Origin of the sequence: Streptomyces sp. NRRL F-6676 (genome assembly GCF_000725625.1) — a bacterium.
GTDB lineage: Bacteria > Actinomycetota > Actinomycetes > Streptomycetales > Streptomycetaceae > Streptomyces.
In genome coordinates, this window is sequence record NZ_JOHS01000024.1 from 51,690 (window position 1) to 76,793 (window position 25,104).

Consider the following 25,104-nt stretch of genomic DNA (forward strand, 5'->3'; position numbering starts at 1 on the left):
GGCTCGGCGCCACCGCGCGCTCAGAGCTGAGTGGGCTGACGCTGGGTCAGTCCGTACTTGCTCGCGATGGCGTTCCACAGCGCGGCCGCCTTCTTCTTCTGCTCGGTGGCCGTGCCGCTCGCGGTGTTGCCCGCCACGGTCTGGTTGGTGGTGCGGGCGTGGCCCTTCTTGCACACCTTCTTGCCCTTGGCCTGATCGGCCCAGGCCGCGTAGTGGTTGTCGGCGGAGGCGGAGGCCCGCCAGGCGGCGGTGAGCGAGGCGGTCAGCGCGGCATGGTCGGGGAGCTTGTCGACGGCGAGCCCGGACAGCTTCGTCACCAGGCCGTTGCGCTGCTTGGCGGCGGAGCGCAGATCGGTGGCCGACTGGTCGAGGTTCTTGCACGCGCGGACGTTCGCCACCGCGCCGATCACGCTCTGCCTGCTGTTGCCGCTCTCCGCGAGCAGCTTGTCCAGGGCGTCGGCCTGCGCCTTCGCCGGGTCGGCGGCGGGTGCGGAGGAGTCGGCGGTGGCGGGGCCGGTCGCCGACACGTTCTTGCTGTCGTCGCCCTTGCTGTCGCCACCTCCGCCGAGCAGCGCGCCGGCGCCGATGCCGAGGACCACGATGCCGACGCCGATGGCGGCGATCAGCGGCACGCGCGACCCCGAACGGCCGCCGCCGACGCCGCGGTTGCCGCCGCCCTCGTCGCCGCCCCGCCGGGCGCCGGCGCGGCCGCCGCCCGGGGGCGGTACGGAGACGGCCTCGCCGATCTGCGGCAGCTGCTCGGTGGCGGGGGCCGGGGCGGGGGCGCCCTCGGTACGGAACAGATTGTCGAACTCGGCCGGCGGGGCGGGCTGCGCGGGGGCGCCGCCGCCCGGGACCGGCGGGAGGTACTGGGTGGCCTGCGCGTCCGGCCCCGCGGCGGGCGGCATCGGGCCCGCGCCGCCCGGAACCGGCGGAATGTACTGGGTGGCGCCCTCGTCGGTCACCGGCGGTATGTACTGGGTCGCGCCCTCGTTCATGACGGGGGGTATGTACTGCGTCGCCCCCTCGTCCGCGGGCGACTGTAGGTACTGCGTCGCTCCCTCGTTCGTGGCGGGCAGCGGAGCGGAGGGGAAGGCTCCGGAACCGGAGGGGTACGGCTGCGGCTGCGCGCCGGGCGGGGCGGCCGGGGGCAGCGGGGCGGAGTAGCCGCCGGTGGCGGCTGCGTGCCCGGCGTGCGGTGCGACTCCGTGCCCGGGGTGTGCGCCCCCTGGGGACGCCTGTGCGCTCTCCGGGGGCAGTTGTGCGCCGCCCGGCGCCCCCCACTGGGGGCCGGGGTCCTCGCCCCAGCCCGGGGCGGGGGGCGGTGCGGGGGCGGCCTGCTGGTCCGGGCCCCAGGGCCCGCCCCAGGACCGGCCGCCCGCCGGGGCGGGCGGCTCGGCCTGGCTGCCCGGCAGCAGGGGGGCACCGCCGTCGGAGGGCAGCACGATGCCCTCTCGCGCGGGCCGCGCCGAGGGCTCCCCACCCTGTCCACTCTGCGTCACCGGGACTCCTCCGACTGGGCGACCAAGAGAATCAGCGGCTCACGCTACCGGGTCTCTGCGCGGGCATGCCATGCGGAGTGCCTCCGGCGGTCACCCGGGACTCGGGGGAACCGTCACGACGGTTCCCCCGAGGGCCGGTTCGGCACGTAGTCGGCCGACGGCCGGTGGGGGCCGGTCGCGCAGTTCCCCGCGCCCCTCAAAGGCATCCGCGGCTCCGCCGCGTGGGCGCGTGCGGCTGCGACGCGCCCTGATCGAGGGGCGAAGCCCCGAGTCTTCAGGGGCGCGGGGAACTGCGCGAGAAGCCCCACCGGCCGTCAGCCGACAACGAACCCCCGGGGTCCAAGGGGCGGAGCCCCTTGAAGGGATGGGAAGGGTAGGGGCGGCGGGGGCGAGAAACATCACGCCGCCCGCAACTCCAGCCGCGCCCCGAACTCCCGTACCACCGCCTCCTCCCCGAACGGCTCCAGCCTCTGCTGGAAGTCCTCCAGATACTCCGCCCCCCGATTCGACCGCAACCCCCCGAGCAGCTCCACCGCCTTCATCCCGGTGTGCACCGCCTGCTCCACCTCCCGCTTCTGCACCTGCGCCGTCGCCAGCAGCACAAACCCGATCGCCCGCCGCCGCACCCGCCCCTCCGGATGCCCCGCGAGCGCCTCCCGCGCACACCGCTCCGCCGCGTCCGCCTGCCCCAGATCGCGATGGCAGTGCGCCAACTCGTCGGCGAGATACGCCTCGTCGAAGTGCGCGATCCACACGGGATCGTCCCCGGACCCGGCGTCGGCCGGGGAACCGGCACCGGAGGCGCCCCCCGAACCCCCCGCCGCCTCCATCGCCGCGACCGCCCGCCCCGCAGCGGCCTGCGCCCCCCGCACGTCCCCCATCAGCGCATGCCCCCGCGCCTCCGCCGCACAGAACATCGACTGCGCCCGCGCCGGCACCTGCCCCCGCGCCCCCTCCTGCGCCGCCCGCGCCAACTGCGCGATCTCCCGCGGATTGCCGAGCTGCGCCGCCAGATGGCTCATGGACGCGGCCAGCACATACCCTCCGTACCCCCGGTCCCCCGCCGCCTGCGCGAGCCGCAGCGCCTGGATGTAGTACCGCTGCGCCAGCCCCGGCTGCCCCGTGTCCACCGCCATGTACCCGGCGAGCTCGGTCAGTCGGGCCACCGCCGCGAACAACTCCCGCCCCACGGACTCCCGGTAGGACCCGGCGAGCAGCCCGGAGACGACGCTGTTGAGGTAGTGCACGACGACCGGACGCACATGCCCGCTGCCGTAGGTGTGGTCGAGGTCGACCAGCGCCTGCGTCATCGCCCGCACCGCCGCGACGTCGGACGCGCCCACCCTCGGCCCGCCCGTCCGCCCCACCTGGGCGTCGGGCGTCGAGATCAGCCAGTCCCGGCTGGGCTCGACCAGCGCGGAGGCGGCGACGGAGGACCCGGACAGGAAGTCCCGCCGGCCCACGTCACTGCGCCACAGCTCACACACCTGCTCGATGGCGCCGAGCACCGTCGGCGAGAACTGCAACCCCACACCGGACGCCAGGTTCTTGCCGTTGGCCATGCCGATCTCGTCGATCGTGACCGTACGGCCCAGCTTGCGGCCGAGCGCCTCGGCGATGATCGCCGGGGCGCGCCCGCGCGGCTGCTGTCCGCGCAGCCAACGGGCCACCGACGTCTTGTCGTAGCGCAGATCGAGCCCGTGCTCCGCGCCGCACATGTTGACCCGGCGGGCCAGACCGGCGTTGGAGCAGCCCGCTTCCTGGATGAGCGCCTGGAGCCGTTCGTTCGGCTGCCTGGCGACGAGAGGCCTTGCGGCCATGGCGAAACCCCCTGTTTCTGGCGGCTGCGGTGCCTGCCCACGCACCGTTTGACGTGCCTTCGGCGGCCGGCGCCTTCCGTCGGGCACCGCAAGGATCCGGCCGTGAAGATCAATGCCCCGCCCGCACGCACTGCATGCGCTACATGCCGACAATGCGGGACATGCCAGGCTTGCCGGGTAATGGTGACGGCCCGGGCCGTCGTCCCTCCCCCACCCGGCCCTTGTCTGCCCTTCCTGGCTACCCGTTCGACGGTGTCCTTCCTCGTACGCGCCCCCGTACGTGCATCCGTGCGCCCCGCCGCTCGAAGGGGTGCCCCTCCCCCGCGCACGGGTGGGCGTAACCCCCAGTGACGGCGGGAGTTGTGTTCCTCGTGGAAGAGACCATCGCGGGCGCCGAAACCGCCCCCACCCAAGCTGCCCACATCCCCCAGCAGCGCGGCGAATCCCTGCTGGAGACCGCCGTGCGCTATGCCGAGGAGCGCCACTGGGACGTCGTCCCGGGCACCTGGCTGCAAGTCGTCGACGGTGTGCAGCGCTGCTCCTGCGCGGACCCCGCGTGTCCGGAGCCGGGCGTGCACCCGGCCCGCGAGGACTGGACGACGCAGGCCACGGGCAGTGCGACCGTCGCGCGCCGGCTGTGGTCCCGGCAGCCGACGGCCTCGATCCTGCTGCCCACGGGGCGCACGTTCGACGCGGTCGACGTCCCCGAGACGGCCGGGTTCCTGGCGCTGGCCCGAATGGAGCGGATGCAACTGACGCTCGGCCCGGTCACCTTGGCCCCCGACCGCCGGATGCGGTTCTTCGTCCTGCCGGGCGGCGCGGCCAAACTCCCCGAGCTGGTGCGGAAGCTGGGCTGGACGCCGGAGTCGCTGGACATGGCCGGGCTGGGCGAGGGCACGTACGTGGCGGCGCCGCCGTCGCGGTTCGGGGCGCGGGGGGCGGTGCAGTGGGCCTGCCGGCCCACCGCGGTGAATCGGTGGTTGCCGGACGTGGAGGAGATGGTCTCCTCCCTCTCCTACGCGTGCGGGAGGGATCGATAGGGCGGTGTGAGGGAGGCGTGGCGGGGTCGCGTCCGCGGGGTCGGGGTTCGTTGCCGGGTACGGCGCCGTCGTGGCTTGTCGCGCGCACGCGGCGGAGCCGCAGATCGGACACAGTCCCGCGCCCCCGAAGGAAGGGCGTTGGCCCCTAGGGTGTTGGTATGGGTGAGGGAGTGGTGGCGAGCGAAAGCGGGCGTCCGGCCGTGCGGGTCCAGGGGCTCTGGAAGCGGTTCGGGGAGCAGATCGCCGTGGGCGGGGTCGATCTCGTGCTGCCCGCCGGGAAGTTCGTCGGGCTGGTCGGCCCGAACGGGGCCGGGAAGACCACCACCCTGTCCATGGTCACCGGGCTGCTCCGCCCGGACCGGGGCACCGTCGAGGTCGTCGGGCACGACGTGTGGCGCGACCCGGTGGCCGTCAAGGCCCGGATCGGCGTGCTCCCCGAGGGGCTGCGGCTGTTCGAGCGGCTGTCGGGGCGCGAACTCCTCTCCTACACCGGGCGGTTGCGCGGGCTGCCCGGTGCCGAGGTCGACAAGCGGGCGACCCAGCTGCTCGACGTCCTCGACCTCGCGGGCGCCCAGCACAAGCTCGTCGTCGACTACTCGACCGGCATGCGCAAGAAGATCGGCCTCGCCGCCGCCCTCCTCCACAACCCCGAAGTCCTCTTCCTCGACGAGCCGTTCGAGGGCGTCGACCCGGTCTCCGCGCAGACCATCCGCGGTGTCCTGGAGCGGTACACCGGCTCCGGCGCCACGGTCGTCTTCTCCTCCCACGTCATGGAGCTCGTCGAGTCCCTGTGCGACTGGGTGGCGGTGATGGCGGCGGGCCGGATCCGCGCGGACGGGCCGCTCGCCGAGGTGCGCGGCGGGGCGTCCTCGTTGCAGGAGGCGTTCCTCGAACTCGTCGGGGCCGGCGGCCGGTCCGCCGGTACCGACCTGGACTGGCTCGGCGGCGGCACCCGATGACCGCCGCCACGGAAACCGCCGCCCCCGCCGGCCCGGGCACGGTGGCGCTCACCCCCGTCGTCGTACGGCTGAAGCTGTCCCTGCTGCGCAACGGGCTGCGGCAGTCCGGCGGACGCCGGGCCGTGTACGTCACCTCGCTCGTCCTCGTCCTGCTGTTCGCCCTGCTCCAGCTGGCCGGGCTGATCGCGCTGCGCGGCAACGCGCACGCGGACTCCGTCACCGTCCTGCTGCTCGCGGTGCTCGGGCTGGGGTGGGCGGTGATGCCGCTGTTCTTCCCCGGCGGCGACGAGACCCTCGACCCGACCCGTCTGGTGATGCTGCCGCTGCGGCCCCGGCCGCTGGTCCGGGCGCTGCTGGCGGGCTCCCTGATCGGCATCGGCCCGCTGTTCACGCTGTGCCTGCTGGCCGGCTCGGTGGTCTCCGTGGCGCACGGGGCGGCGGCGTACGCCGTCGGTGTCGTCGCGGTCGTACTGGGGCTGCTGGTGTGCGTGGCCCTGGCGCGCGCGGTGGCCGCCGCGAACATCCGGCTGCTGACCAGCCGCAGGGGCCGCGACCTCGCGGTGCTCAGCGGGCTGGTGATCGCGGTGGGCGCGCAGTTCGTCAACTTCGGGGCGCAGCGGCTCGGCTCGGCGGGCGGCCTGGAGCCGCTGGACCCGGTGGCCGCCGTACTGCGCTGGGTGCCGCCCGCCGCCGCGGTCGGCGCGGTGGACTCGGTGAGCGACGGGTCGTACGGCGTCGCGGCGGTGCAGCTGCTGCTGTCGGCGGCCGCGCTCGCCGGGCTGCTGGCGCTGTGGACGCGGACGCTGACCCGGCTGATGACGGCCCCCGACGCCTCCACGCTGAACGCCGCCGAGCCGGCCGCCCGCGAGAAGGCCGGGCGCGCGGGGGGCCTGGCCCGGCTGCTGCCCGCCGGGCGCACCGGCCCGGTCGTGGAGCGCGGCCTGCGCTATGTGTGGCGCGACCCGAAGACCAAGTCGGCCTGGGCGACGTCGCTGGCCATCGGCCTGATCGTGCCCGTCTTCAACGCGCTCCAGGGCACCGGCTCGGTCTACTTCGCGTGCTTCGCCTCCGGGATGCTCGGCATCCAGATGTACAACCAGTTCGGGCAGGACACCTCCGCGTTCTGGACGGTGGCCATGACGATCTCCTCCCCCCGGGACGCCCTCGCCGAACTGCGCGGCAGGGCGCTGGCGCTACTGCTGATCACCCTGCCGTACACCGCTCTGGTCACCGTCCTGACCACGGCGATGCTCGGTGCCTGGGCGAAGCTGCCGGAGGTGCTGGGGCTGTCGTTCGCGCTGCTCGGGGCGATGCTGGCGACGGGGGCGTGGACGTCGGCGCGGTTCCCGTACTCGATCCCGCAGGAGGGCTACAAGAATGTGGTCCCCGCGCAGGTGGGCGTCGCCTGGCTCTCGGTCTTCGGCGGCATGATCGCCGCGGCACTGCTGTCCGCACCGGTCATCGCGGCCACGATCTGGCTCAACGTGAGCGCCGGCGGCGACGACTGGGCCTGGCTCCTCCTCCCCGGCGGCGCGGCGTACGGCACGGCTCTCACGGTCGCGGGCCTGCGCCTGGCGGCGCCCCGCACGGCGGCCCGCCTCCCGGAGATCCTGACGGCGGTGAGCAAGGGATGACGGCCGGCACCCCGCCCCCGCCCCCCTGTGCGCCGAGGGCGCACACCGGTGGCACGGCCGCCCCCCATGAGACCCCTCGTGCAACGATTGCCTCCCACATTGCGGGAACCCGCTGTGTGCTGAGTCACGTTCACGTTGAATGATTGCGAGCAACGAACCAACGCGACCGCGGACGCGGAAGCGGCCGGCAGGGGGTCCAGGTGAGTGCTTCCCGGCGTAGTGGGACCACCGACGAGCTGGGGCCGGACGAGCCCGAGCCCACCGGCCCTGGCGGCGGCCCCCGCCCTCCCGATCACGGCGAGTCCGACCCCGGACCCGAACCCTCGGGCCCGGACGGCTCCGACCTGCTCGCCGCCCTCCTGGACGGCATGGACGCCGCGCTGTGCGCGTTCGACGCGGACGGCGTCGTCACCCACTGGAACCGCGAGGCCGAACGCATCCTCGGCTGGACGGCGGCCGAGGCCGTCGGCCGGCAGGGCTTCGCCGGCTGGGCGGTGCGCAGCGCGGACGCCGAGGAGGTCGAACGGCGGCTGATGGCCGCGATGCGGGCGCCAGGACGCCAGGTGCACGAGTTCGCGCTGGTCACCAAGGACGGCGGCCGCGTCCTGGTCCGTACGCAGTCCGCCGCCGTGCGTGGCCCGGACGGCACGCCCGCCGGGGTGTACTGCGCGTTCAGCGAGGTGCACACGCAGATCGACCTGGAGCGGTCGATCGCGCTGAGCGAGGCGCTGCTGGAGGAGGCCGGCTGGGGCGTGGTCCTCGTCGACGCCGATCTGCGGCCCGCCGTCGTCAACGCGCACGCCGCCCGGCTGCTGGGCGTCGGCCGCACAGCGGTGCTGGGCCGGCCGCTGGGCGAGCTGCTCGCGCAGGGCGTGGAGGAGCTGGAGAGCGCGCTGGCGCATGTGCTGAGCGAGGGCGCGCCGCCCGCGCCGGCCGAGATGTGGGTGAGCGTACGGACGCCGGAGGGCGAGCAGCGGCGCTGCTGGCGAAACGGTTTCCTCCGGCTGGCCTCGCCGCTCGCGGAGGAGCCGGTGCCGCTGGGGGTGGGCTGGCTGTTCCAGGACGTCACCGAGGCGCGGCGGCGCGAGCAGGAGGCGTCGCAGACCCGGTTCCGGGCCAACCAGTCGCACCGGGCGGCCCGGACGGCGGCGGAGTGCGAGGACCCGTGGGAGGCGGCCACGGTCCACCTCGACTTCGCGCTCGCCGGCTTCGCCGACCACGCGCTGATCGACCGCGTCGCGGGCGCCCCGGCCGTCGACGACCCCGAGGTGCCCGTACGGCTGGTCCGCGCCGCGTCGACCCCGTCGGGGACGCCGGGACCGGGCGTCCTCGCGGGCGCGTCCGGGCTGCCGGTGCACTACGGGGAGACGCACCCGGCGGTGCAGTGCGCGGAGCGGGCGGGCTCGGTCCGCGCGAGCGCCGGCCGGGCCGACGCGGAACGGGCCCGCGCGTGGGCCCGCTCCCGGCAGTGGCCGGAGGACACGGTGCACGCTCTGTGCGCGGTACTGCGCAGCCGGGGGCGCACGCTCGGCGTGGTGACGTTCCTGCGCGCCGCCGCCCGCGCCCCCTTCGAGCGCCCCGACGCCCTCTACGCGGAGGACGTGGCGTCCCGCATCGCCCTCTGCCTGGACCTGGCGACGACGGACCCGCCAAAGCCGGACTGAGGCCGAAAGCCGGGCCACCCGCCCGAAAGCCGGCCCGCCCGCCCGAACCCGACCGGCAGACCGAACCCAGCCGGCGGGCCAGGCCCGAGCGCCGGGCAGGACCCGGCCGGCAGCCCTACCGCGTCACCGCCCCGCCAAAGCCGGACTGAGTCGAAAGCCGGGCCACCCACCCGAAGACCGGCCCGCCCGCCCGAACCCGACCGGCAGGCCGAACCCGGCCGGCAGGCCGAGCCCGAGCGCCGGGCAGGACCCGGTCGGCAGCCCTACCGCGTCCCCGCCCCGCCGTCCCCGATGCCCTCGAACCCCGCCACCTCGCGCGGGCTGCGCGGTGCCGGGCCCACGTAGCGGGCCGACGGGCGGACCAGGCGGCCCGTGCGCTTCTGTTCCAGGATGTGCGCCGACCAGCCGGCCGTGCGGGCGCAGGTGAACATCGACGTGAACATGTGCGCGGGGACCTCCGCGAAGTCCAGCATGATCGCGGCCCAGAACTCCACGTTCGTGGCCAGCACCCGGTCCGGGCGGCGGTTGTGCAGCTCCTCCAGGGCCGCCTTCTCCAGCGCCTCGGCGACCTCGAAGCGCGGCGCGCCCAGCTCGCGCGCCGTGCGCCGCAGCACCCGGGCGCGCGGGTCCTCCGCGCGGTAGACCCGGTGCCCGAAGCCCATCAGCCGCTCGCCGCGGTCCAGGGCGCGCTTGACGTAGCCGGCCGCGTCGCCCGTCCGCTCGATCTCCTCGATCATGCCGAGGACCCGCGAGGGCGCCCCGCCGTGCAGCGGACCCGACATCGCGCCGACCGCGCCGGACAGCGCGGCGGCCACGTCCGCGCCGGTGGAGGCGATGACGCGGGCGGTGAACGTGGAGGCGTTCATGCCGTGCTCGGCGGCCGAACTCCAGTACGCGTCGACGGCGGCCACGTGCTTCGGGTCCGGCTCGCCCCGCCAGCGGATCATGAACCGCTCGGTGATCGAGTGCGCCTTGTCGATCTCCCGCTGCGGCACCATCGCCCGCCCCTGGCCGCGCGCGGACTGGGCGACGTACGACAGCGCCATCACGGCGGCGCGGGCCAGGTCCTCGCGCGCCTGCTCGGCGTCGATGTCGAGCAGCGGTTTGAGACCCCACACCGGCGCCAGCATGGCCAGCGCGGACTGCACGTCCACCCGGATGTCACCGGAATGGACGGGGATCGGGAACGGCTCGGCGGGCGGCAGACCGGGGTCGAAGGCGCCGTCGACGAGCAGTCCCCAGACGTTTCCGAAGGACACCTGGCCGACCAGCTCCTCGATGTCGACGCCGCGGTACCGGAGTGCGCCGCCCTCCTTGTCCGGTTCGGCGATCTCCGTCTCGAACGCGACGACTCCCTCGAGCCCGGGTACGAAGTCGGACATCTGGCGGCTCCTCGATAGGTGCGGACCGGAAGCAGCACGATATCCCCGAGTGCCACCTTTGGGGAGTACTCGCGGCACTCAGTGCCAGGGAGGTGACGGAACCCACCGCTCCCCCCGGACGACCGCTTCCATGCGGCAGGATAACCGCGTGAGCGACCACTTCCCGGACGAACCCGTGATCGAACCCCTCGTCGAACGCGCCGCCGCCGAAGCCGCACAGGAGGCCGGGGAACGCGAGCCGTCCGGCCCCGCCCCGGAAGGGGAACCGGCCGCCGACCCCGCCGCGATGCGGGCCCATTACCGCGCCGAGGGGTTCGACGAGACCGACCTCGCCCCGCACCCCATGGACCAGTTCGACCGCTGGTTCAAACAGGCGGCGCGGGCGGCCGTGCGGGGCATGCTCTACGAACCCAACGCCATGGTCGTCTCCACCGCCGACGCCGGCGGCCGCCCCAGCTCCCGCACGGTCCTGATGAAGGGCTACGACGCCCGCGGCTTCGTCTTCTACACCAACTACGACTCCCGCAAGGGCCGGGAACTGGCCGTCAACCCGTATGTCTCGCTGCTCTTCCCCTGGCACCCGATGGCCCGCCAGGTGATCGTCACCGGCACCGCCCGCCGCACCGGCCGCGACGAGACCGCCGCCTACTTCCGCACCCGCCCGCACGGCTCCCGTCTCGGCGCCTGGGCGAGCGCCCAATCCGCGGTGATCCCCTCGCGCACGGTCCTGGACACGGCGTACGAGGAGCTCGGCGCCCGCTATCCGGAGGGCGAGCAGGTCCCGGTCCCGCCGCACTGGGGCGGCTTCCGCGTCGCCCCGGAGTCGGTCGAGTTCTGGCAGGGCCGCGCCAATCGCCTCCACGACCGCCTCAGGTACACCGCCGCGGCGGACGGCACCTGGCACGTGGACCGGCTGAGCCCCTGAGGAACGGCCCCGGACACGCGGACGACCCGTGGGCTCAGGTCCTCGTCTGACGACGAGGAGCCGGCCGGACGTACCGGCGAGCCCACGGGCCGGGTGACTGCGTTGGATTGGGCCGGTTGCGCGCTTCGAACACGCGCTGGTCCGGCGCCGAACCGAGTACGACGGCGGGCTACTGGCCCGCAGCCACCTCACGCGTCCGGTATGCATACATCTGCCGAACCACCTCCCTTCAGTGTGCTCACCACACTAGGAACCGTCCGCGCCACGTTCAACCGTTTTTTTCGGGACCCGGCTCGGAGCCTGTTCGCGAGCGGGGTTCGGCTCCCGGTTCCGGCCCGGCGCGGAGCCCCGGTGAGGCGCCCGTCAGTGCCGGTAGAAGATGCGGTCGGCGTACGTGTCGAAGACGTGGTCGTTCCATTCCAGGCCGCCGTCGACGTTGCCCGAGCGGAGCATGGGCGGGGTGAGGCCGCGGGCGGCCAGGGTGGTGGCGGCCGTGGCGATCATGGCCTGCATCAGGGCGCTGGTGACGACCGTGGAGGCGGGGGCGAAGGGGGCGTCGATGCCGTCCTGGGTCAGAACGGTGTCCCCGAGCGGGATGCGCGAGTCCAGGACGACGTCGCAGTGGTCCTTGAGGAACGTGCCCGAGGAGTGGCGGGAGGCGGTCCGCTCGGCGTACGCCACCGAGGTCACGCCGATGACCTTCACGCCGCGCGCGCGGGCGTGCGTCGCCATCTCGACGGGGAGGGCGTTGCGGCCGGAGAGGGAGATGACCACCAGCAGGTCGCCGGCGCGCAGGGGGCCGACGTCGAGCACGGCGGCGGCGAGGCCGTCGACGCGTTCCAGCGCCGAGCCCAGCGTCGCGGGCAGCACGTCGACGCCCGTCACGCCGGGCACGGTGAGCAGGTTCATCAGGGCCAGTCCGCCGGCGCGGTAGACGACGTCCTGGGCGGCGAGCGAGGAGTGCCCGGCGCCGAAGGCGAAGAGCCGGCCGCCGGCGGCGACGGTGTCGGCGATCAGTTCGCCGGCCGCGGTGATCTCGGCGGCGTCCCCGTCCCGCACCTGCCGCAGCAGCTCGATCGCGGCGTCGAAGAACCGCTCGCCCGGCCCGTCCGCGCCCCCCGTCCCCTGGCTCATCGGCGACGCTCCTCACCTTCGCAACGCTTCGTCCGGCGGCCGGGACCCGGCAGGGCCCGTCCGTGTCGCGGATCACGGTGCGGTCTGGACCAGTGCCGTGTCAATACGGCCGCCGCGACGGGGCCGGCGGTGGCCGTTCTTCTCGCACGGCACGGTTGTCGGTGGGATGCGTCAGAATTGAATCCAGGGCCAGCGCACACGCCGGTGAGGCCGCCGAGCCTCCGGCAGATCTCAATCGAGGGGCACGTATGTCCGGACTGATCGACACCACGGAGATGTATCTCCGCACCATCCTCGAGCTCGAGGAAGAAGGCGTCGTGCCCATGCGCGCCCGTATCGCCGAGCGGCTCGACCAGAGCGGTCCGACGGTCAGCCAGACGGTCGCGCGCATGGAGCGCGACGGGCTGGTGTCCGTGGCACCGGACCGGCACCTGGAGTTCACCGACGAGGGCCGCCGCCTCGCCACGCGCGTCATGCGCAAGCACCGGCTCGCGGAGTGCCTGCTCGTCGACGTGATCGGGCTGGAGTGGGAGCAGGTGCACGCCGAGGCGTGCCGCTGGGAGCACGTGATGAGCGAGGCGGTCGAGCGCCGCGTCCTTGAGCTGCTGCGGCACCCCACCGAGTCGCCGTACGGCAACCCGATCCCGGGCCTGGAGGAGCTGGGCGAGAAGGACGGCACGGTTCCGTTCCTGGACGAGGGCATGGTCTCGCTGGCCGACCTCGACCCGGGCCTGGAGGGCAAGACGGTGGTCGTCCGCCGCATCGGCGAGCCCATCCAGACGGACGCGCAGCTCATGTACACCCTGCGCCGGGCGGGCGTGCAGCCCGGCTCGGTCGTCAGCGTGACGGAGTCCGCGGGCGGCGTCCTGGTCGGCAGCAGCGGCGAAGCCGCCGAACTGGAGTCGGAAACCGCCTCCCACGTCTTCGTCGCGAAGCGCTGACGGGGGCGGCGCCCCGGCGGCCGGCTGCCCGCCCCCGCGCACATTCTGTGCGCCGAATGGCAGCGCGAACCCCGTTCCCGTGCCACGCTGTCGGGTGAGGCATATGACCTGAGGGCTCTGGGCCGGCGCGGAGAGCGGGAGCCGTGCGGCCGGGGAGGGGAGCGGGACGATGTGCCGCAGACATGGAGAGGGCCCCGGCGCTCGATGGCGCCGGGGCCTGTCCTCCCCTGTGCTGACCCGGAGCCCCGAGCTCCCAGGGTCATCCCCCTCGGACCGTTTTTCCCCGAGCGGTCCGCCCCCCGCTGAAGATCTCCCCTCGGTGACGTCGGCCAATCCCCGACCGGTGTCACTCGAAGGAGGGGTGTTGGCGACCGAAAGCCCATTTTCGAATGAGCTTTCGATAGCGTGACGACCACAGCAGGACGAACCAGCACGGCGGCAACAGCACGAGGAGCGTCCGGACCGTCTCCGCGACACGCACGGACGGTCCGGGCGGAGCCAGGGGGGTGCCAGAACGATGGTGCGGCGCATCGACGTGACGGGAACGGACGGCGTACGCCTCGCGGCATGGGAGTTCGGCGACCCGCCCAAGGGCGACGACCCGGCGGCCGGCGCCGACCGGCCCGGCGTGCTCTTACTGCACGGCCTCATGGGCCGCGCCTCGCACTGGGCGTCCACCGCCCGCTGGCTCGCCGAGCGGCACCGCCCCGTCGCCCTGGACCAGCGCGGCCACGGCCAGAGCGAGAAACCCCCCGAGGCCGCGCACACCCGCGAGGCGTACGTCGAGGACGCGGCCGCCGCGCTGGAGCAGCTCGGGCTCGCCCCGGCCGTCGTCATCGGCCACGCCATGGGCGCCCTGACCGCCTGGCAGCTCGCCGCCGCCCGCCCCGACCTGGTGCGCGGCCTGGTCATCTGCGACATGCGGGCCTCGGCGCTGGGCGCCGCCTCGCAGCGGGAGTGGGAGGACTGGTTCCGCACCTGGCCGCTGCCGTTCGCCACGCTCGCCGACGTCCGCAGGTGGTTCGGCGAGGACGACCCCAGGGTGGAGCGCCCCAACCCGGCGCGCGGCGAGTTCTACGCCGAGGTGATGCACGAGTCGTCCGACGGCTGGCGCCCCGTCTTCACCCCCGCGCAGATGCTGAGGTCCCGCGAGACGTGGGTGTACGACGCGCACTGGGAGGAGCTGGCGCAGGTGCGGTGCCCCACGCTGGTGGTCCGCGGCCTGGACGGCGAGCTGGGCCGGGCCGAGTCGCAGGAGATGGTCCGCGTCCTGCCGCGCGGCCGCTACGCCGAGGTCGCCGACGCCGGCCACCTCGTCCACTACGACCAGCCGGAGGCCTGGCGCGCGGCGGTCGAGCCGTTCCTGGAGGGGGTCCTGACGGGCGCGGACGCCTGAAGGGCCCCGCCGCCCCGGTGTCCGCCGCCGGGGCCCCGTCACCCCAGCACCCCGTCCAGCACCCCCGCCCACTGTTCGATCACCCGTTCCCGGCGTGCCCCGTCGTCCGTGAGCAGGTTGGCCAGGCCCAGGCCGCGGGCCATGTCGAGGAGGCCCTGGACGGTTTCGCGGGCGCCGGGGCGGGACTCGTCGACGCCGAGGAGTTCGACGGCGACACGGTGGGTCTCGCGGCCCACCCGGGCCTCCAGTTCCGTGACCCGGGCGCGCAGTTGGTCCTCGTTGGACGCGGCCACCCACAGATGCAGCGCGGCGCGGAAGAGCGGGCCGGTGCAGCCGTCGACGAGGGCGGCGACCACCGCGCGCCGGTCGGCCGCGGCCCCCTGCGGGAAGAGGGCCCGCAACGCCTGGCAGCGTTCCTCGGCGACGTACTCGACCGCCGCGGTGAACAGGTCCTCGCGGGTGGGGAAGTGGTGCTGGGCGGCGCCCCGGGAGACGCCGGCGCGCAGCGCCACGGCGGAGACGGTGGAGCCGGCCCAGCCGCGCTCGGCGAGGCAGGCGACGGCGGCGGCCAGCAGCCGCTGCCGGGTGGCCCGGCTGCGGTCCTGCTTGGGCGCCCGGTCGACCGCTGTCATCTCCATGCCGCGCCCCTTCCGCCCGCGCCGGTCTCCCTCATGTGAAGTCCATCCATACCGGGTCCCGTCGTTCGAGGAAGGCCGTCATGCCCTCGCGCGCCTGCGGGGAGGCGAACAGCCGTGCGGTGAGTGCCGTCAGGGCGGTCGCGTCCCGGTCGAACGCCTCCCGCACCCCGGCCGTGAGCAGCCGTTTGGTCTCCGCGAGCCCCTGCGGCGAGGCCCGGCGCAGCCCGTCGAGGACGGGGGCGAGGACGGTGTCGACGTCGTCGCCCGCGAGGGTCAGCAGCCCGGTGCGGACGGCCTCGGCGGCGTCGAAGCGGGCCCCGGTGAGGCAGTGCAGGGCGAGCGCGCGCGGGTCGGCGCGGGGCAGCAGCGGCAGGGAGACGACGGCGGGGGCGACGCCGATGCGGACCTCCGTGAAGGCGAAGTCGGCGGTGCCGGCGGCGGCCGCGATGTCGCAGGCGGCGAGCAGCCCGAGGCCGCCGGCCCGGACGTGCCCGGTCACCCGGGCCACCACAGGTGTGGACAGCTCCACGATCCGCCGCAGCAGCGCGACGAGCGCCTCGGGCGGCGGTGGGTCGCGCAGGTCGGCGCCCGCGCTGAACGTCGTACCGGTGTGGGTGAGGACGACGGCCCGTACACCGGGGTCGGCGCCGCACTCCTCCAGCGCGGCGGCGAGTTCGCCGACGAGGGCGCCGGACAGGGCGTTGCGGTTGGCCGGGGAGTCGAGGGTGAGGGTGGCGACGCCCCGGTCCCGGGAGCGGCCCACGAGGGCGGTCGTGGTCACGGGCGCTCCCTGGGTTCGCGGCGGCGGATCGTGCCGGAGACGGCGCGCGGCACCCGGTCGGCGAAGGCGACGCGGCGGACGCGTGGGTACGGGGCGACGCGCTCGGCGTCGTACCTCATGGCCGCCGTCCCGTTGCGCGCGTCACCGGACCCGGCGGCGCGCCCCGGGACCGCCTCGTGCGGGGGGAGTCCGGGGACGGGTACGTCTGCGTACTGGCTGCGGAACACGGTTCCTCCTCGTGCCGGCCCCGGTCCTCAGTAGGACTTCGGCAGGCCCAGGGTCTGGTGCGAGACGTAGTTGAGGATCATTTCGCGGCTGACCGGTGCGATACGGGCGACCCGGGCCGCGTTGACGAGGGAGGCGAGGCCGAACTCGCTGGTCAGGCCGTTGCCGCCGAGGGTGTGCACGGCCTGGTCGACGGCCTTCACACAGGCCTCGGCGGCGGCGTACTTGGCCATGTTGGCGGCCTCCCCGGCGCCGGCGTCGTCCCCCGCGTCGTACAGCTGTGCGGCCTTCTGCGTCATCAGCCGGGCCAGTTCGAGTTCGATGTGCGCCTGGGCGAGCGGGTGCGCGATCGCCTGGTGCGCGCCGATGGGCTGCTGCCAGACGGTGCGTTCGCGTGCGTAGGCGACGGCGCGGCCGAGGGCGTAGCGGCCCATGCCGATCGCGAAGGCGGCGGTCATGACGCGCTCGGGGTTGAGTCCGGCGAACAGTTGCAGCAGGCCCGCGTCCTCGTCGCCGACGAGCGCGTCGGCGGGCAGCCGGACGTCGTCGAGCGTGAGCTCGAACTGCTTCTCGGGGGCGCTGAGTTCCATGTCGATACGGCGCCGGGTGAAGCCGTCGGCGTCGCGCGGGACGATGAACAGGCAGGGCTTGAGGCGGCCGGTGCGAGCGTCGTGGGTGCGGCCGACTATGAGGGTGGCGTCGGCGATGTCGACGCCGGAGACGAAGACCTTGCGGCCGCTGAGGATCCAGTCGGCGCCGGGTCCGGTGCCGTCGCGGCGGGCGGTGGTGGTGAGGCGGTGCGAGTTGGAGCCGGCGTCGGGTTCGGTGATCCCGAAGGCCATGATCCGGCTGCCGTCGGCGAGGCCGGGCAGCCATTCCCGTTTCTGCTCGTCCGTCCCGAACCGGGCGATCACGGTGCCGCAGATCGCCGGGGAGACGATCAGCATGAGCAACGGGCATCCCGCCGTGCCGAGTTCCTCGAGGACGAGGGAGAGCTCGACGATGCCGGCGCCGCCCCCGCCGTATGCCTCCGGCAGGTTGACGCCGAGGTACCCGAGGTCCGCGGCCTCCTTCCAGAGTTCGGTGGGGGCGCCTCCGGCGGTGACGGTGCGGGTGAAGTACGGGCGGCCGTAGCGGTTGCCGAGCGCGGCGACAGCCGCCCGGAGGGCCTTGTGGTCGTCGGTTTCCATGAGGGGGGACATGGGGGCTCCTAAGGGGGAGGGGGTGAGTGTTGTCGGGAGGCTGCGGCTGGTTCGTGGTTGCTCGCGCCCCTGGAAGACGGGGGGCACCCCCTGGCTTTCAAGGGGCGCGGGGAACTGCGCGAACGGCCCCCACCGGCCCGCAGCCGACCACGCACGAAAAGGGGGTCCGGGGGCGGAGCCCCCGGGGATGGGACGGGTAGGGGCGGCGGGGGCGAAAAAACAAGGGCGCGCCCTCACTCCTCCCGCACCACCGCCAACAGGGAGCCCAGCCCCACCTGTTCACCCGGCACGGCGTGCAGCACCGACACCGTGCCGGCGACAGGCGCCGCGACCCGGTGCTCCATCTTCATCGCCTCCAACCACAGCAACGGCTGCCCCGCCACCACCCGCGCCCCCACCCGCACACCGTCCGCGACCCGCACCACCGTCCCCGGCATGGGCGCCACCAACGACCCGGGAGCCTGCTCGACGGCGGCGTCCGGGAACCGCGGCAGGGGTTCCACCCGCGTGTTGCCGACGTACACGGCCTCGCCGTACCGCGCGACGGCGAACGCCCGCCGCACACCGGCCACCTCCAGCACGACCTCCTCCGCCCCGACGCGCACCACCCGCACGCCACCGCCGCTCTCCACCACGGCCCCCTCCCTCCCCCACCGGTACCGCACCTCGCACTCCTGGCCCGCCACCCGGAACCGCTTCACCCGCGGTTGCGACGGCACATTGCGCCACCCCCCGACACCCCCGCCGAACCGCGACCGCCCGACCCCGTCGGCCAGCGCGGCCGCCACCGCCACGCACGGATCGACGTCCGGCACCGTCAGCGCGGCCAGATGCCGGTCGTAGAACCCGGTGTCCATCCGCCCCTGGGCGAACTCCTCGTGCCGCAGCGACCGCACGAGAAGCTCGCGGTTGGTGACGGGCCCGTGCACCTCCGCCCGCTCCAGCGCCCCCGCGAGCCTGCGCACCGCCTCCGCCCGTGTCGCCCCGTGGGCGACGACCTTGGCGAGCAGGGCGTCGTAGTGCACGCCGACCTCGTCCCCGTCGGCGTACCCGGTGTCCAGCCGCACGCCCTCCGGCACGGTGAGCCGGTGCAGCGTGCCCGTGCCCGGCGTCCACCCCCGGGCGGGGTCCTCCGCGTAGAGGCGGGCCTCGACGGCGTGTCCGCGCGCGGGCGGCGGGGACTTCTCCAGTGCGTGCCCCTCGGCGATCCGCACCTGGAGCGCCACCAGATCGAGGCCGAACACCTCCTCGGTGACCGGGTGTTCGACCTGGAGCCGGGTGTTCATCTCCAGGAACTGCGCCCGCCCGTCGGCGACGAGGAACTCGACGGTCCCGGCGCCCGTGTAGTCGACGGCGCGGGCGGCCCGTACGGCCAGCTCGTACAGCTCGTCGGTGAGTTCGTCGGAGAGGCCGGTCGCCGGGGCCTCCTCGACGACCTTCTGGTGACGGCGTTGCAGCGAGCAGTCCCGGGTGCCGAGCGGCCAGACCGTTCCGTACGCGTCGGCGAGGATCTGCACCTCCACATGCCGGCCGCCCTCCCTGTAGGGCTCGACGAACACCTCGTCGTCCCCGAAGGCGCTCAGCGCCTCCGCGCGCGCGGCGGTCATCTCGGCGTCGAGCGCGTCGAGTGCGCGGACGATGCGCATGCCGCGCCCGCCGCCGCCCGCCGCGGCCTTGACCAGTACCGGGAGGTCGGCCTCGGTGATCTCGCCTGCGTCCAGCGGCTTGATGCCCATCAGCTGTTTCGCGCGCGTCTTGGAGGCCATCGCCTCGATCGCCTCCGGGGAGGGACCGATCCAGGTCAGCCCCGCCTCGCGCACCGCGCGCGCGAAGCCCGCGTTCTCGGAGAGGAAGCCGTAGCCCGGGTGGACGGCGCCGGCCCCGGCGGCGAGGGCGGCCTCGACGATCAGGTCGCCGCGCAGATACGTGTCGGCGGGCGCCGCGCCCGGCAGCCGTACGCACGCGTCGGCCACGCGCGCGTGGAGGGCGTTCTCGTCGGCGTCGGAGTGCACGGCGACGGTGCGGATGCCGAGGTCGCGGCAGGTGCGGAAGATCCGGCAGGCGATCTCGCCCCGGTTGGCGACGAGCAGCGAGGTGATCATCACTGGTTTTCCTTCGCCTCTCACATGCGGAAGACGCCGAAGCCGCCCCGGGCGCCCTCGTAGTCGGCGGTGTGGATCGCGGACAGGCAGATGCCGAGGACGGTGCGGGTGTCGCGCGGGTCGATGACGCCGTCGTCGTACAGGCGTCCGGACAGGAACATCGGCAGCGACTCGGACTCGATCTGCTGTTCCACCATGGCGCGCAGCGCGGCGTCGGCCTCGTCGTCGTAGGGGCGGCCCTTGGCGGCGGCGGACTGGCGGGCGACGAGGGAGAGCACGCCGGCGAGCTGCTGGGGGCCCATGACGGCGGACTTGGCGCTGGGCCAGGCGAACAGGAACCGGGGGTCGTAGGCGCGGCCGCACATGCCGTAGTGGCCGGCGCCGTAGGAGGCGCCCATGAGGACGGAGAGGTGCGGGACGCGGGAGTTGGCGACCGCGTTGATCATCATGGCGCCGTGCTTGATGATGCCGCCCTGTTCGTACTCCCTGCCGACCATGTAGCCGGTGGTGTTGTGCAGGAACACCAGCGGGATGTCGCGCTGGTTGGCGAGCTGGATGAACTGGGCGGCCTTCTGCGACTCGGCGCTGAACAGCACCCCTTGGGCGTTGGCGAGGATGCCGACGGGATAGCCGTGCAGGGCGGCCCAGCCGGTGACCAGGCTGGGTCCGTAGAGCGGCTTGAACTCGTCGAAGTCGGAGCCGTCGACGACGCGGGCGACGACCTCGCGCGGGTCGAAGGGGATCTTCAGGTCGCCGGGAACGATGCCGAGAAGTTCGCCGTTGTCGTATTTGGGCGGCTCCGCGAACGGGGGATCGGGATGGGCCTTGCGGTGGTTGAGGCGGGCGACGACACGGCGGGCGCGGCGCAGCGCGTCGGGTTCGTCGACGGCGAAGTGGTCGGCGAGGCCGGAGACGCGGGCGTGCATGTCGGCGCCGCCGAGGGATTCGTCGTCGCTCTCCTCGCCGGTGGCCATCTTCACCAGCGGCGGGCCGCCGAGGAACACCTTGGCGCGGTCCTTGACCATGATCACGTGATCGGACATGCCGGGCACATAGGCGCCGCCGGCGGTGGAGTTCCCGAAGACGACGGCGATCGTGGGGATGTCGGCGGCGGACAGCCGGGTCAGATCGCGGAAGAGGGCGCCCCCGGGGATGAAGATCTCCTTCTGTGAGGGCAGATCCGCGCCGCCGGACTCGACGAGGTTGACGCAGGGGAGCCGGTTGGCGAGGGCGATCTCGTTGGCGCGCAGGGCCTTCCGCAGCGTCCAGGGGTTGCTGGCGCCGCCGCGTACGGTCGGGTCGTTGGCGGTGATCACGCACTCGACGCCCTCGACGACGCCGATGCCGGTGACGAGCGAGGCGCCGACGGTGTGGTCGCTGCCCCAGGCGGCGAGCGGGGACAGTTCGAGGAACGGGGTGTCGGGGTCCAGGAGGAGTTCGACGCGCTCGCGGGCGAGCAGCTTGCCGCGCTCGCGATGGCGTTCGACGTACTTCTCGCCGCCCCCGGCGAGCGCCTTGGCGTGCTCGGCGTCGAGCGCGGCGAGCTTCTCCAGCATGGCGGTGCGGTTCTGGGCGTATTGGGGGGTGGAGGTGTCGAGGGCGGAGGTCAGGACGGTCATCGGGGGTCCTCCGGAGGGTCGGTCGCCGCGGGCGGGGATTCCGGGGTTGCCGTCGGCGGGGGTTCCGGGGTGGCCTTCGGCGGGGCGTCGGGGTCGTCCGGCGGGGCGTGGGGATCGTCCGGCGGGGCGTGGGGATCGTCCGGCGGGCCGCCCAGGGCCTCCGGGGTGTCCAGCAGGGTCTCCGGGATGTCCAGGTGGCGGGAGCGCAGCCATTCGCCGAGCGCCTTGGCCTGGGGGTCGAAGCGGGCCTGCGCGGCGACGCCCTCGCCGAGGATGCCGCCGACGACGAAGTTGAGGGCGCGCAGGTTCGGCAGGACATGGCGGGTGACAGCGAGACCGGGGGCCCCGGTGCCGCCCTCGGCCCCCGTCCCCGTCTCGGGGAGGAGTTGCCGCAGCCGTTCGGTGGTCAGTTCGTGCGCGAGCCAGCGCCAGGCGGCCTCGGTCCGCACCCAGACGCCGATGTTGGCGTCGCCGCCCTTGTCGCCGCTGCGGGCTCCGGCGACGAGACCGAGCGGCGCCCGCCGGGTCGGCCCCGGCGGCAGGGGCGCGGGCAGCGGCGGCTCGGGGACGGCGTCGGGTACGCGGCTGTCGGCGGGCGGGCCGACGGCGATCCGCCGCCCGTCGGGCAGGACGGCGAGGTGCGGTACGGCGCCCTGGTCGGCGCGGGCGGCCTCGAAGACGCCGTAGGGCGTGCCCTTGGCGGGTGGGGCGAGGACGTGGAAGCCGGGGTAGCTGGCGAGGGCGAGTTCGACGGCGGCGCCGCTGAACGCCCGGCCGACCGCGTCGGCGTCCGGGTCGCGGACGACGAGCCGCAGCAGCGCGCTCGCGGTCTCCTCGGTGCGGGCGTCGGGCCGGTCGGTGCGGACGAGTTCCCACCGCACATGCCGGGGGCGGCACGTGGCGACGGCGAACGCGTCCTCCATCTGTGCGCGCACGAGGGCGGCCTTGGCCTCCACCTCCAGCCCCGTCAGGACGAAGACGACCTCGTTGCGGAAGCCGCCGAGGCGGTTGAGGCCGACCTTGAGGGTGGGCGGCGGCGCCTCCCCGCGCACGCCCTCGACACGGACCCGGTCGGGGCCCTCCTGGGTGAGGCGCACGGTGTCGAGGCGGGCGGTGACGTCGGGCCCCGGATACCGGGCGCCGGCCGTCTCGTAGAGGAGCTGTGCCGTGACGGTGCCGAGGTCGACGACGCCTCCGGTGCCGTCGTGCTTGGTGATCACGGCGCTGCCGTCGGCACGCAGTTCGGCGAGCGGGAAGCCGGGGCGGCGCAGCCGGGCGCGCGGGTGCTCGGTGAAGAAGGCGTAGTTGCCGCCGGTGGCCTGCGTGCCGCACTCCAGTACGTGCCCGGCGACGACCGCGCCCGCGAGGGCGTCGTACGCGTCCGGCGCCCAGCCGAAGTGCGCGGCGGCGGGCCCGGTGACGAGCGCGGCGTCGGTGACCCGCCCGGTGACGACGACGTCGGCGCCCGCGCGCAGACAGGCGGCGATGCCGTGGCCGCCGAGGTAGGCGTGCGCGGCCAGGGTCCCCGGGTGCGCGGCGGTGAGGTCGTCGCCCTCGACGTGCGCGACACGGACGGGGATGCCGAGCCGCCCGGCCAGCGCGCGGACGGCGTCGGCGAGCCCGGCGGGGTTGAGCCCCCCGGCATTGCTGACGATCCTCACGCCCCGTTCGTGCGCGAGGCCGAGGCACTCCTCCAGCTGGCGCAGGAAGGTGCGGGCGTACCCGGCGACGGGGTCCTTCAGCCGGTCGCGGCCGAGGATGAGCATGGTCAGCTCGGCGAGGTAGTCACCGGTGAGGACGTCGAGGGGGCCGCCGGTGAGCATCTCGCGCAGGGCGTCGAAGCGGTCGCCGTAGAAACCGGAGGCGTTGCCGATGCGGAGGGGGGCGGTCGTGGGCGCGGTGGGCGGGGGCTCGGTCACGGACGGGCTCCCCCCGCGGACCCCGCGCCCCCGGGCGCACGCCCGGTGCCCGGCGGTCCCGCGAACGCCTGGGCGATGTCCAGCCATCGGTCGGCGTCGGCGCCCTCCGCCCGTAGGGCGAGGTCGGCGCGGTGGGCGCGCTGGGTGACCAGGAGGCAGAGGTCGAGCGCCGCTCCGGTGACCCGCTGGGCGGCGTCCTCGGGGCCGTAGGTCCACAACGCCCCGCCCGGTGCGACGACCTCGACGCGGAACTCCTCTGCCGGAGGCGTGAGTCGGTGCGCCATGAAGGAGTAGTCGCGAGCCCGTACCCCGATGCGCACGACGTGGCGCAGCCGGTCGGTGGGGGTGCGGGTGACGCCCAGTGCGTCGGCGACGTCCTGGCCGTGGGCCCAGGTCTCCATCAGCCGCCCGGTCGCCATGGAGGCGGCCGACATGGGCGGCCCGTACCAGGGGAAGCGCGCGCCGGGGGGCGCGGCGCGCAGCGCCTTCTGCAAAGCCGCGCGCCCCTCGCGCCAGTGGGCGAGCAGCGCGTCCGGCGGGCGCGCGGCCCCCTCCTCCGCGCCCCGGTCCACGAAGGCGTCGGGCGCGGCGAGCGCCTGTTCGACGAGCGGGCCGAAGCCGTCCGGATCGGTGACGGCGACGAGCGCGGAACGGTCGGTCCAGGCGAGGTGCGCGATCTGGTGGGCGATGCTCCAGCCCGGCGCGGGGGTGGCCCCGCCCCACCGCTCCCCCGGCAACCCCGCGACGAGCCGGTCGAGCTCCTCGCCCTCGTCGTGCAGATCGTCGAACACGGGCGTCGGATCGGACACGGGGCACTCCCCTTCCGGTACGGCACGGCACGGACGGACACGGTCACGGCACGGCGGTACGACACCACCGGCCGTCGGGGCCCGGCGGTGTGCGAGGGAGCATGGCAGCGGCACGGAAAACAAGCAAGCGTGCTTGCATGATTGCCGGACGGGAAGCGCCCCGGCCCGCAACCGGCCACCGCCCACGCACCGACGGCTCAGGCCGGCGGGGCCAGCGGGACCGACGGCCCAGGCCGGCGGGGCGGAGCCGCCGACGCTGCCGCGCGGGCCGGTGGCTCACGACGGACTGCCAGGGCAGGCCGACGGCTCAGGCCGGCGGGCCGACGGGACCGACGAGACCGGCGGGGGCCGGCGGGGGCCGGCGGGACCGACGAGACCGGCGGGGGCCGGCGGGGGCCGGCGGGGACCGGCGGGGACCGGCGGCTCAGGCCGGCGGGGCGGCGGGGGCGTGACCGGCGGCGCTGCCCCGGTACAGCCCGTCGACGAAGACGTCGACGATGCGCCGGGTCTGTTCGGCGCTTCGGCCCGGGACCGGTTGGGAGAGCTGGGCGAGGGCGTGGAGCAGGTCTTCGGCGTCGATGTCGTCGCGGACCGTGCCGTCGGCGACCGCCGCGGCGAGCAGGGCGGCCAGGGCCGGGCCCAGGCGTTGCAGGAAGTAGTCGGGCAGGCCGGCGAAGGCCGGGTCGCCCGAGTGCAGTGCCGAGGCGAGGCCCCGTTTGGTCGCGAGGAGCGCGGTGAACCGGTGGGTCCAGCGGGCGAGCGCCTCCGCCGGGGGGTGTGCGGCGCTCAGCTCGGGACCCGCGTCCGCGACGGCGTCGATGCCGCTCTCCACGACCGCCTTGACCAGGTCGGCGCGTTGCGGGAAGTGCCGGTACAGCGTGCCGACGCCGACGCCGGCCAGGTCGGTGATCTCCTTCGCCGGGGCGTCGACCCCGGAGGTGGCGAAGACGGTGCGGGCGGCCTCGACCAGCGCGTCGACGTTCCGCCGCGCGTCGGCACGGCGGCGGCGCTGCCGGGGGGCCGGGTCGGCGGCGTCCGGTGCGACGCCGGGGGGTTCCTCCGTCGTCGTGCCGGGCTCCTGGTTACCCACCTGTGCGGGCTTTCCCGCCCGTGCGGGCTTTCCGGCCTGGGCCGGCTTTCCCGCCTGTGCCGTCTTTCCCGCCCGTGCGGTCTTCTCCCGGGGCACCACATCACCTCCGTCCGCGCCCGCGTGACCGGCGACGGCTCCCTCGCGACCAGTAACGGAAAGAGTTTCCGCTTTGCGCAGCCTACGGCATTCGGCCCCGCGGACCAACGGAGCGGCCAAGTATGCGCGGGTCTGCCCGAGTTGGCCGGTGACTGGGTAACCTGATCCACTCACCAGCCGCGTACGCGGTGGCCGGTGGCGAGGTGTGCGCCGGTGCGAGACGCGG

20 protein-coding genes are annotated in these 25,104 nt (G+C 74.6%); 7 read left to right on the top strand and 13 right to left on the bottom strand.

All coding sequences use genetic code 11. The annotated features are described in order from the left end of the window. Positions 1-20: 20 nt before the first annotated feature. Together IO29_RS17305 and IO29_RS17310 are read right to left on the bottom strand one after the other, a co-directional pair. Positions 21-1,502, bottom strand: a complete 1,482-nt coding sequence (locus IO29_RS17305) for a hypothetical protein (RefSeq protein WP_030380365.1) — start codon at positions 1,500-1,502, stop codon at positions 21-23. 398 nt (positions 1,503-1,900) lie between these two features. Then, positions 1,901-3,322 carry an NsdA family TPR-like regulatory protein gene (locus IO29_RS17310; protein WP_030380364.1) on the bottom strand — a complete coding sequence of 474 codons (1,422 nt, stop codon included), beginning with the start codon at positions 3,320-3,322 and terminating at the stop codon, positions 1,901-1,903. Positions 3,323-3,684: 362 nt separating this feature from the next. Between IO29_RS17310 and IO29_RS17315 the strand changes: the two genes are divergently transcribed. The 4 genes from IO29_RS17315 to IO29_RS17330 all read left to right on the top strand — a co-directional run bounded on the left by IO29_RS17315 (position 3,685) and on the right by IO29_RS17330 (position 8,619). Beyond that, a complete protein-coding gene (locus tag IO29_RS17315; RefSeq protein WP_199806892.1) occupies positions 3,685-4,362 on the top strand; it encodes a bifunctional DNA primase/polymerase in 678 nt (225 codons plus the stop codon). A 158-nt stretch (positions 4,363-4,520) separates the two neighbouring features. Continuing rightward, positions 4,521-5,321 (top strand): ABC transporter ATP-binding protein, encoded by an 801-nt coding sequence (locus IO29_RS17320; protein ID WP_030380362.1) that lies wholly within the window; start codon positions 4,521-4,523, stop codon positions 5,319-5,321. After that, the gene (locus IO29_RS17325; RefSeq protein ID WP_051707796.1) at positions 5,318-6,955 is read left to right on the top strand and encodes a hypothetical protein; all 1,638 of its coding nucleotides are present in this window, start codon (positions 5,318-5,320) and stop codon (positions 6,953-6,955) included. Before IO29_RS17320 ends, IO29_RS17325 begins: the two co-directional genes overlap by 4 nt. A gap of 200 nt (positions 6,956-7,155) precedes the next feature. After that, complete coding sequence (locus IO29_RS17330) at positions 7,156-8,619, top strand: PAS domain-containing protein (RefSeq protein ID WP_030380360.1); 1,464 nt, start codon at positions 7,156-7,158, stop codon at positions 8,617-8,619. 263 nt (positions 8,620-8,882) lie between these two features. Here the strand turns inward: IO29_RS17330 and IO29_RS17335 are convergent, their stop codons facing one another. Next, complete coding sequence (locus IO29_RS17335) at positions 8,883-10,001, bottom strand: citrate synthase 2 (protein ID WP_030380359.1); 1,119 nt, start codon at positions 9,999-10,001, stop codon at positions 8,883-8,885. A 286-nt stretch (positions 10,002-10,287) separates the two neighbouring features. On the opposite strand from IO29_RS17335, the gene pdxH reads away from it, so the two are divergent. Beyond that, complete coding sequence (gene pdxH / locus IO29_RS17340) at positions 10,288-10,926, top strand: pyridoxamine 5'-phosphate oxidase (protein WP_030380358.1); 639 nt, start codon at positions 10,288-10,290, stop codon at positions 10,924-10,926. A 363-nt stretch (positions 10,927-11,289) separates the two neighbouring features. On the opposite strand, the gene IO29_RS17345 is transcribed toward pdxH, so the two are convergent. Next, entirely contained in the window at positions 11,290-12,060 is a 771-nt protein-coding gene (locus tag IO29_RS17345) for an SIS domain-containing protein (RefSeq protein WP_030380357.1), read from the bottom strand. A 248-nt stretch (positions 12,061-12,308) separates the two neighbouring features. Between IO29_RS17345 and IO29_RS17350 the strand changes: the two genes are divergently transcribed. Both IO29_RS17350 and IO29_RS17355 read left to right on the top strand, forming a co-directional pair. Then, the gene (locus IO29_RS17350; protein WP_030380356.1) at positions 12,309-13,001 is read left to right on the top strand and encodes an iron-dependent transcriptional repressor DtxR; all 693 of its coding nucleotides are present in this window, start codon (positions 12,309-12,311) and stop codon (positions 12,999-13,001) included. Positions 13,002-13,518: 517 nt separating this feature from the next. Beyond that, positions 13,519-14,397, top strand: coding sequence for an alpha/beta fold hydrolase (locus tag IO29_RS17355; RefSeq protein WP_030380355.1), 879 nt, complete (start codon positions 13,519-13,521; stop codon positions 14,395-14,397). A gap of 38 nt (positions 14,398-14,435) precedes the next feature. Here the strand turns inward: IO29_RS17355 and IO29_RS17360 are convergent, their stop codons facing one another. From IO29_RS17360 to IO29_RS39460, 9 genes are all read right to left on the bottom strand, one after another. Beyond that, entirely contained in the window at positions 14,436-15,029 is a 594-nt protein-coding gene (locus tag IO29_RS17360; protein ID WP_030380354.1) for a TetR/AcrR family transcriptional regulator, read from the bottom strand. 37 nt (positions 15,030-15,066) lie between these two features. Then, a complete protein-coding gene (locus IO29_RS17365; RefSeq protein ID WP_030380353.1) occupies positions 15,067-15,816 on the bottom strand; it encodes an enoyl-CoA hydratase family protein in 750 nt (249 codons plus the stop codon). Next, the gene (locus IO29_RS17370) at positions 15,813-16,043 is read right to left on the bottom strand and encodes a hypothetical protein (RefSeq protein WP_030380352.1); all 231 of its coding nucleotides are present in this window, start codon (positions 16,041-16,043) and stop codon (positions 15,813-15,815) included. The genes IO29_RS17365 and IO29_RS17370 overlap by 4 nt, the downstream gene beginning before the upstream one ends. A gap of 27 nt (positions 16,044-16,070) precedes the next feature. Next, positions 16,071-17,243 carry an acyl-CoA dehydrogenase family protein gene (locus tag IO29_RS17375; RefSeq protein WP_030380351.1) on the bottom strand — a complete coding sequence of 391 codons (1,173 nt, stop codon included), beginning with the start codon at positions 17,241-17,243 and terminating at the stop codon, positions 16,071-16,073. A gap of 233 nt (positions 17,244-17,476) precedes the next feature. Further along, positions 17,477-19,345 (bottom strand): acetyl/propionyl/methylcrotonyl-CoA carboxylase subunit alpha, encoded by a 1,869-nt coding sequence (locus IO29_RS17380; RefSeq protein WP_030380350.1) that lies wholly within the window; start codon positions 19,343-19,345, stop codon positions 17,477-17,479. 20 nt (positions 19,346-19,365) lie between these two features. After that, entirely contained in the window at positions 19,366-20,964 is a 1,599-nt protein-coding gene (locus tag IO29_RS17385) for an acyl-CoA carboxylase subunit beta (protein WP_030380349.1), read from the bottom strand. Then, positions 20,961-22,970: an acyclic terpene utilization AtuA family protein gene (locus IO29_RS17390; RefSeq protein WP_078618315.1), complete on the bottom strand. Its 2,010-nt coding sequence runs from the start codon at positions 22,968-22,970 to the stop codon at positions 20,961-20,963. Before IO29_RS17390 ends, IO29_RS17385 begins: the two co-directional genes overlap by 4 nt. Next, positions 22,880-23,692, bottom strand: coding sequence for a TIGR03084 family metal-binding protein (locus IO29_RS17395; protein ID WP_030380347.1), 813 nt, complete (start codon positions 23,690-23,692; stop codon positions 22,880-22,882). The genes IO29_RS17390 and IO29_RS17395 overlap by 91 nt, the downstream gene beginning before the upstream one ends. 424 nt (positions 23,693-24,116) lie before the next feature. After that, positions 24,117-24,782, bottom strand: a complete 666-nt coding sequence (locus IO29_RS39460; RefSeq protein WP_051708034.1) for a TetR/AcrR family transcriptional regulator — start codon at positions 24,780-24,782, stop codon at positions 24,117-24,119. Between the last annotated feature and the right edge of the window lie 322 nt (positions 24,783-25,104).

Bases quoted from the DNA above. Each gene is read 5' to 3' on its own strand.
- IO29_RS17310 (WP_030380364.1), bottom strand. From the start codon at position 3,322: ATGGCCGCAAGGCCTCTCGTCGCCAGGCAGCCGAACGAACGGCTCCAG.
- IO29_RS17320 (WP_030380362.1), top strand. From the start codon at position 4,521: ATGGGTGAGGGAGTGGTGGCGAGCGAAAGCGGGCGTCCGGCCGTGCGG.
- IO29_RS17325 (WP_051707796.1), top strand. From the start codon at position 5,318: ATGACCGCCGCCACGGAAACCGCCGCCCCCGCCGGCCCGGGCACGGTG.
- IO29_RS17335 (WP_030380359.1), bottom strand. From the start codon at position 10,001: ATGTCCGACTTCGTACCCGGGCTCGAGGGAGTCGTCGCGTTCGAGACG.
- pdxH (WP_030380358.1), top strand. From the start codon at position 10,288: ATGCGGGCCCATTACCGCGCCGAGGGGTTCGACGAGACCGACCTCGCC.
- IO29_RS17345 (WP_030380357.1), bottom strand. From the start codon at position 12,060: ATGAGCCAGGGGACGGGGGGCGCGGACGGGCCGGGCGAGCGGTTCTTC.
- IO29_RS17350 (WP_030380356.1), top strand. From the start codon at position 12,309: ATGTCCGGACTGATCGACACCACGGAGATGTATCTCCGCACCATCCTC.
- IO29_RS17355 (WP_030380355.1), top strand. From the start codon at position 13,519: ATGGTGCGGCGCATCGACGTGACGGGAACGGACGGCGTACGCCTCGCG.
- IO29_RS17360 (WP_030380354.1), bottom strand. From the start codon at position 15,029: ATGACAGCGGTCGACCGGGCGCCCAAGCAGGACCGCAGCCGGGCCACC.
- IO29_RS17375 (WP_030380351.1), bottom strand. From the start codon at position 17,243: ATGTCCCCCCTCATGGAAACCGACGACCACAAGGCCCTCCGGGCGGCT.
- IO29_RS17380 (WP_030380350.1), bottom strand. From the start codon at position 19,345: ATGATCACCTCGCTGCTCGTCGCCAACCGGGGCGAGATCGCCTGCCGG.
- IO29_RS17385 (WP_030380349.1), bottom strand. From the start codon at position 20,964: ATGACCGTCCTGACCTCCGCCCTCGACACCTCCACCCCCCAATACGCC.
- IO29_RS17390 (WP_078618315.1), bottom strand. From the start codon at position 22,970: ATGGCTGGACATCGCCCAGGCGTTCGCGGGACCGCCGGGCACCGGGCG.